This is a genomic window from Bacteroides sp. LFL-34, from assembly GCF_027257075.1.
GTDB lineage: Bacteria > Bacteroidota > Bacteroidia > Bacteroidales > Bacteroidaceae > Bacteroides > Bacteroides ovatus.
Genome location: NZ_JAPQKZ010000154.1, coordinates 1 through 749, shown reverse-complemented (window position 1 = coordinate 749; position 749 = coordinate 1). Strand labels below are relative to the sequence as shown.

Sequence of the window (749 nt, the reverse complement as noted above, 5' to 3'; positions counted from 1 at the left end):
TCGGCATTCAGGTAGCCCAGACCGAGGTTGAAATCAAGAGCCAGTGCCTTGTTCAGCCGCAGCTGATAGCCGGCGGTGATGCCGCCACCCATCAGGTCGCCCTGTTTGCCTGTTTCGGAGAGCTTGTAGTTGAACTGTCCGGCCTTGAACAGCGCGCCCAGATACCAGGCTTTCTTCTCACCCATATAGTAACGCACTTCCGGAGCCACTTCCCAGAGTGCATAGCGGTGGTCCTTGTCGCTCCACGTCCATGAAGTCCACGAGCCGTTTACGGCAATGCCCCACGATGGGCAGATGCGCCATTCCACGCCAAGATCTGGTGTCAGGGTAGCCCAGCGCAGCAGGTTGGCACGCAGGGAGAGATGATAATCAGTTGTGATTTTGGTTTCCGACGGCGTGTCGGCAAGTGTATTTTGTTGAGCGGCTTTCTCGGCTTCTGCCTTTTCAGCGGCAAGTCGGGCTTCTTCCGCCTTGTGCTGCTCTTCGGCAAGCCGTTCCTGTTCGGCACGCTTCTCGGCTTCCAGTCGTTCGGTTTCCGCCTTGCGTCGTGCTTCCGCATCCGTCGCGGCAGTTCCCTTTACCGGTACCGTCAGGCGCACGGTGACAAAATCACCCTCAGTCGCATGGTTGCGGGTAATGAAATTCTCCTCTTTTATTTCCGCACGGATAATCAGTTCGGATTTCACACGGTTGGCACGGATCTTCGCCGTGGCAAGGTTCTCGGCTTCACTGCCCAGTGAATTACAGTA

General features: G+C 56.6%; 1 protein-coding gene. It reads right to left on the bottom strand.

Annotated elements, in window-relative coordinates; genetic code table 11:
• Nucleotides 1-749, bottom strand: a 749-nt coding sequence (locus N5O98_RS27345) for a DUF3575 domain-containing protein (protein WP_269496290.1), incomplete at both ends; no start/stop codon positions are given.